Genomic DNA, 5,443 nt, shown 5'->3' with positions numbered 1-5,443 from the left:
CGGCCCCTTGGTGGTTACCGGAACGGGACTTTCACCCGCAAGTGCGGCCCAGCTAAGCTGGGCGCGCCAAAAGAAAATGGCTTGTGAAAGGCATTTTTCACAAGCCAAAATGGTGTGGGCCCTGTAGGATTCGAACCTACGACCAAGGGATTATGAGTCCCCTGCTCTGACCAGCTGAGCTAAGGGCCCGTCTTTAACCAAAAATCTCAGCTTTACGTGAAGCTGAGAACTTCACCGGACTCCTTTAGTTATCTTTAAAGACTCATAACTCTCCAGAATTCGGCATATAAACTTTAGCAAGTATACCGCGGAAAATCAAGTGCGGAAAGCCTGCTGTGCCAAGCGTGCAAGTCACAAGCCGGGTTAGCGTAACTCTAGCGTGATTCACGGTCTCTCTATTCTAACTGTTAGCTAAAATAACTTCATCGTGGTAATCATTGACACAACCAATGCGGATTAAAACTGTAGGAGAATTGCTGGAAGTGGAGCGATTTAGAACATTGGCATTTCTTGCCGCTGTTCCTGGTCTTTGGCTGATTCTTTGAATTTCACCAGGCGGACGACGGTGCCTTCCTGGTGTTCTGTGATACTTACTTCATCCATTAACGCGGTCATGAGAAATATCCCCCTGCCCCGATGGCTCGGACGGCCGTTGGTGACGGGCAGTCTCGCTTTAAAGACACCCTCGTCGGCAACCTCGATCAGTATTTTGTCCTTGTCGCATTCGACGGCCATGTGGATAAAATTCTCATCTCCATGGGGTGATCCATGCTCGATCGCATTTGCCGCCGCCTCGCTGACCGCTACCTTCATCTGATAGATATCGGTCTCGCTAAAGCCGCATTCTTCGGCAACCTCTTCGACTTCTTGCCGGATCAAGGACAAGTTCTTCCTGTGGCTCTTGATATCCAGCCTTCTTTTCACATGATAGTTATTCATTCCCACTTGGACGCTCTCCTGTCATATTTGCCAGCGCCTCATCAACGGAGGCATACAGCGAAAACGCCTCCGCGAGCTTTGTGATTCCGACTATCTCGAGTATTTTTATGACATTCTTGTTGGTCACGACCAGGCCGACCTTTCCGCCTAGCGGACCGCTTTTTTGGATACTCAAGATAATCAGCGCAACACCGGCACTATCTATATAACTGACATCAGAAAAATCCAGAATAACTGACGCATGGCCTTCATTAATAAACGCCATTATTTTGCTCTCAAGCTCAGGGACAACATAGTGGTCGATCTCACCATCAACGTCTATAATTGGAATCCGGCCGGGTAATACCTGTACTTCCAAGTTAGCCTCCCCTTCCTCAGTGTTACCGCGCCATAGCAATGCGATCCAGCCGGTCATGAGTACACGTTCCAGTCTCATCCACTAAACCGCGCTTCGTCACCCGAAACATCCTTAAAGATAATACTATTTCTTACCAATTAAAAGACCAATAATAACGTAATGGTCTGCAGGAACCGGCCGCCCTAAAATCACTAGCAACTGGATTATACAGTATAATATTCCCAAACTGCCTGCAAATTAAGCATGCATGCCATGTCTTTGCACAACCATGCGCATAGAGTCTTAGCACATAGTAATAGTATCCAAGTATAGCAAATAATACCATGGCAAAAAACATGCCGTTTTATTTCTTTGCTCCTTTATTCCGGGAATACTTTTGCTGCATAAGCAAAAGTGAGAGTTAGGGGTTCGATTAATTGCATATGAGCTTCGTCTGCAAAATCGCGGCATATCGGTGCTTGAAGACAAGGGTGTAGAAGACATAAAGCGTAGAAGCATCGGCGGCTAGCAAAAAAGCACGCCCGGCACATCTATGCGGCTTTACCTACGGCCTCCCAAATACCTGCAATGCTATAATATGTCCCGTCCGACATGCTCTGAAGCATATCCACTACATCCTGAGGAGCGTTATTATCTCTGGCATAATCGATGATCTGCTGCTTGTTTGCAGGAAAACTCATGCCCTCTAAAAAGTGCGTAATTTTTGCCGCTGAAACCACAGAAACAACCTCCCAGTAGTAATCTTTACTACTGGATTACCCGGTGCGGATCAGGGCTAAACGGGGGTTTAAAACTTCTCATAAACGACGATGCCGTGCTCTTTGATCTCGGTTACGAGGCTAAGAGGGTCGTCGCTCTCGAACTCGGCCTGGGTGAAACCGAGTGCATCTATCTCGGTCGCCTCTTGCTGCCAGCCTATTTTGCTGAGTCGCAGCAGGCGCTCATTATTATCCGTACCTTCGAAATCATCCGATACGATGGCGATATCGATGTCGCTCCACTCATTAAAAAGCCCGGTTGCATGCGAGCCGAACAACACGACCTTTTTAACGTCGATCGTTTTCTCTGCGCCCTTGATAAAGCGGTTTATGGTTTCTAGAGTTGCAGCTCGCGCCGTAGCCATCCGTACATCCTCTCGGTCTTCTCCAGTATCGCTTCAGATTCTTCCTTGTTTCTTACGCAGAGGCCGTGCTTGTAGCCCGGGTACCTGGTCGAGGTGTAACACTGGTCGATCTCAAGCAGGTTATCGATATATTCCTCCGGTGGGTTCAGTTTCATAATCGCAGAGAGGCGCGCCAGGTCGTGTACATGCGGTGGGATTTTGTGTCTCGACCTCACGTACCCCGCTTTGAGCAGCTTCTCTACCGCCTGCTGGCATGCAAATGCCGACCAGCTGTAGTGACCTGCGGCAAAAAGGGTGTCTGCAACCACCAGGTCCTGCTCAGCGCTCTTAATCCATTGATCGGATATCAGCTCGGGATTTTGGTACTGTTCGTTACAATCTTGACCATGACCGTTGCCTTTAGATCTCTTTTGTCGTCTCATGAACGCTCCAATCAACAAAACACCTCTAGTATTAAATCGGCATTTTGCTAACTGGGCTTGATTGTGAAGGCGTTTTGCGGCTCTTTGACAGGAACACGTTTAAAAATCTCGACCTACGTAACGGAGCGAATCATCGACCGGCAACTCGTCAACGACATCATCGGGGGATTCCGAGGCCTGCAAATACGCCACCGATGCCCTGACACGTGAGATCAACTGCTTGTACTCGCCGTAAGCGTTGCTTATCATCGTCGTCCCCCGGGCTATCTTATTCTCAAGGATCTGCTCCATCTCATCCAGCTGTCTGGCAACCGTTAGAAGATGGTTCTGCAGGTTCTCCATATCGACCGACCGGGAATACTGCAGGTGCAGGCTATAAAATGTGAGGATATACGGGATGGTCATGCTGTATGACATGAGAATTACATGGCGTTTGTAGGCATCGAGGTATGCCTTTTTGCACACCGAGAAAACCGAATCCGGAACAGCGGCTATCGCCCATGGGGCGGTAACATCGGGGTCGATATACTGGCACACCTCTTTGATACGCCGTCCGACTTCTTTTTCTATCTGGTCTGCGATCCCCATCCTCACCTTCTCATCCTTCTCTTCCTCAAGGGCGATAAGAAGGCTGGAGGCGGGCCATTTCGAATCAATGGGGAGGACTTTTTTATCTGAGAGCCGAAGGCCGAATTCAACTACCTTGCCGTTCACGTTGAAATTATAGGCGATCATCTCATGGGGAAATAGCTTAAATATCTCGTTGAGGATGTTCTCGCCGGCTTGACCTTTGGAGTAACTGCCAACGATTACGCTCTCCAGGCGTTTTACAACTTGCCGGCTCTCTTCTTCAAGATGCTTTCGCGCTTCGTAATCGACTTTCAGATACTCGATCGCGCGTTGTGTCTTTAAAAGTTCCTCGCGCAGGATATCCTGGCCGTGCCCGCCGAACTCCAGCCGCGACTTCATCTCCTGGATGAGCAAGTTCTGGCGCTCGAGCGTGTCGTGCAGCACCGCCACATCCCCACCGGATCTGCGAGAAGAAATAACGACAACGGCGACCACAAGGACAACGATAAGTACCAGCAATACTGCTATAGTTGCATCCATATCCGATCCATAACCTTTGCTTCAGAGAAACTGTGGATAGAACAACGACCAATCGCCTTAACTATACCAGATATTAAGGCGATTGCATTTTAGCAACAAACAGTAGTCTTACCGGTGACCGATATCATCAAAATCTGCTGGTTGTCGTCGATTACCAGCAAATTGTCTTCAGGAACATCCCGCCACTCTTCGTCGGTCAAAACCTCCGAAGCGACGAGGACGGTTTTCGTACCGGTAAGCGGGTTTTTTCGGATCACATAGAACAGCTCGCGGCCATTGCGGTATGCGTAGAGACGCCTACCGCTCGACATCAAGAAGTTCTTTCCGCCTTCAAACCCGTTGTCCTCAAGCCACCTGATCGCCGAGCACATACCGCGGGTTTCGTCACCCGTTTTTTGCATATGATTAAGTATCAGGTAAAAATATCTCTCGCTGTCGGTCTCCCCCTTGAACTTGACGCCGGGGAGTTCCGCTTCGATCTCTCTATATCTCTCCATCGACCCGTTATGTGCAAAAATCCAACCCTTCGAGTAAAACGGATGCGTGTTCTGAACCGATAGGTTCCCATACTTGGCGTCCCTCAAATGGACGATAGCCAACGGCGACCGCAACTGCTCGACCGTCTCCGTGAATCGCAGGTCTTTATAGGCAGGGTGAGGTGCCTTCACGATGCGTATATTTTTTCCGCCCGGCAGGTAATCGATAGATCCGATGCCCCAACCATCGTGATGCTTATATGATAATTCTATAAATGGTTTTGAGCCCTCTAGCACCGGATTCTTTATATCGACAAGGGAACCCGATATTGCGCCAAAAAGCCTACACATCTAAATGCACCTCCTAACAGCCTCTTTTTACCCTCGATTTTCTAGATCATAACGTGTTTACGTGGGGTAACCATAAACTTGTACCACCGGGGAACACTACCTGTAGTGTTGTGTCCTACACCAACCTGTTGGAATACTTTGGGAGCTGTCTCTACTATATCAGCCCACAGTTTTCTTGCAATAATAGGCAACAGCAGCACAAACGCTTAGCGCACGAGCACTGAGCGACGCTTCTCACAGTGGCGAAATTGACGCATAGGATTAGGATTACAAAAGAATTCTTACAGCGCAGTCTTGCGGATAGGTCGCGAAACGATCTAGCCGATATCTTCGGTGTAGTAAGCGGTCTGTCCCGGCGATTCCTCGACACCAACCCTGATCAGGCCGATATTTACGGCCTTCATATTCTCAAGGAGGTCATCCTTTAGCTTCTGGCACAAGTAGTATGCAAGAAGTTCAGCCGTACAGTTCAAAATCGGAAGAACCAAGACGTCCGATTCAGGAAACACAAACCTCTTATCCCTGAACAGGACCTCGGTATTACCATCGTTATGGTTTATCGTTATATGCTGATTCTTCGAGGGAATCAGTGTCTTATGGTCAAGCGCGTTACAATGATGCTCGGCGAATTCCTTCAAAACTATAAAATCAAAGATATAGCCGA

At 48.6% G+C, this 5,443-nt stretch carries 8 protein-coding genes and 1 tRNA gene; all 9 read right to left on the bottom strand.

The genetic code is table 11. The features are described 5' to 3' along the window. Positions 1–115: 115 nt before the first annotated feature. Positions 116–189 (bottom strand) — tRNA-Ile (locus ACYC56_RS10660). A gap of 303 nt (positions 190–492) precedes the next feature. Next, positions 493–939 (bottom strand): ATP-binding protein, encoded by a 447-nt coding sequence (locus ACYC56_RS10655; RefSeq protein WP_461374159.1) that lies wholly within the window; start codon positions 937–939, stop codon positions 493–495. Continuing rightward, positions 932–1,375 carry an STAS domain-containing protein gene (locus ACYC56_RS10650; RefSeq protein ID WP_461374158.1) on the bottom strand — a complete coding sequence of 148 codons (444 nt, stop codon included), beginning with the start codon at positions 1,373–1,375 and terminating at the stop codon, positions 932–934. Before ACYC56_RS10650 ends, ACYC56_RS10655 begins: the two co-directional genes overlap by 8 nt. A 452-nt stretch (positions 1,376–1,827) precedes the next feature. Next, the gene (locus ACYC56_RS10645; protein ID WP_461374157.1) at positions 1,828–2,016 is read right to left on the bottom strand and encodes a DUF2795 domain-containing protein; all 189 of its coding nucleotides are present in this window, start codon (positions 2,014–2,016) and stop codon (positions 1,828–1,830) included. A 68-nt stretch (positions 2,017–2,084) separates the two neighbouring features. Then, on the bottom strand, positions 2,085–2,420 hold the full coding sequence (locus tag ACYC56_RS10640) for a nucleotidyltransferase domain-containing protein (protein WP_461374156.1): 336 nt from the start codon (positions 2,418–2,420) through the stop codon (positions 2,085–2,087). Then, positions 2,393–2,842 carry a HEPN domain-containing protein gene (locus ACYC56_RS10635; protein ID WP_461374155.1) on the bottom strand — a complete coding sequence of 150 codons (450 nt, stop codon included), beginning with the start codon at positions 2,840–2,842 and terminating at the stop codon, positions 2,393–2,395. Before ACYC56_RS10635 ends, ACYC56_RS10640 begins: the two co-directional genes overlap by 28 nt. A 99-nt stretch (positions 2,843–2,941) precedes the next feature. Then, positions 2,942–3,952, bottom strand: a complete 1,011-nt coding sequence (rmuC, locus tag ACYC56_RS10630) for a DNA recombination protein RmuC (RefSeq protein WP_461374154.1) — start codon at positions 3,950–3,952, stop codon at positions 2,942–2,944. Positions 3,953–4,041: 89 nt separating this feature from the next. Next, positions 4,042–4,779: a class II glutamine amidotransferase gene (locus ACYC56_RS10625; RefSeq protein WP_461374153.1), complete on the bottom strand. Its 738-nt coding sequence runs from the start codon at positions 4,777–4,779 to the stop codon at positions 4,042–4,044. A 317-nt stretch (positions 4,780–5,096) separates the two neighbouring features. Then, on the bottom strand, positions 5,097–5,443 hold a 347-nt coding region (locus ACYC56_RS10620), incomplete at its 5' end, for a 6-pyruvoyl trahydropterin synthase family protein (RefSeq protein ID WP_461374152.1).

The sequence above is a fragment of the Candidatus Aquicultor sp. genome (assembly GCF_054640775.1).
The sequence above is the reverse complement of the archived record's forward strand: the minus strand, read 5'-3'. Positions and strand labels throughout refer to the sequence as shown.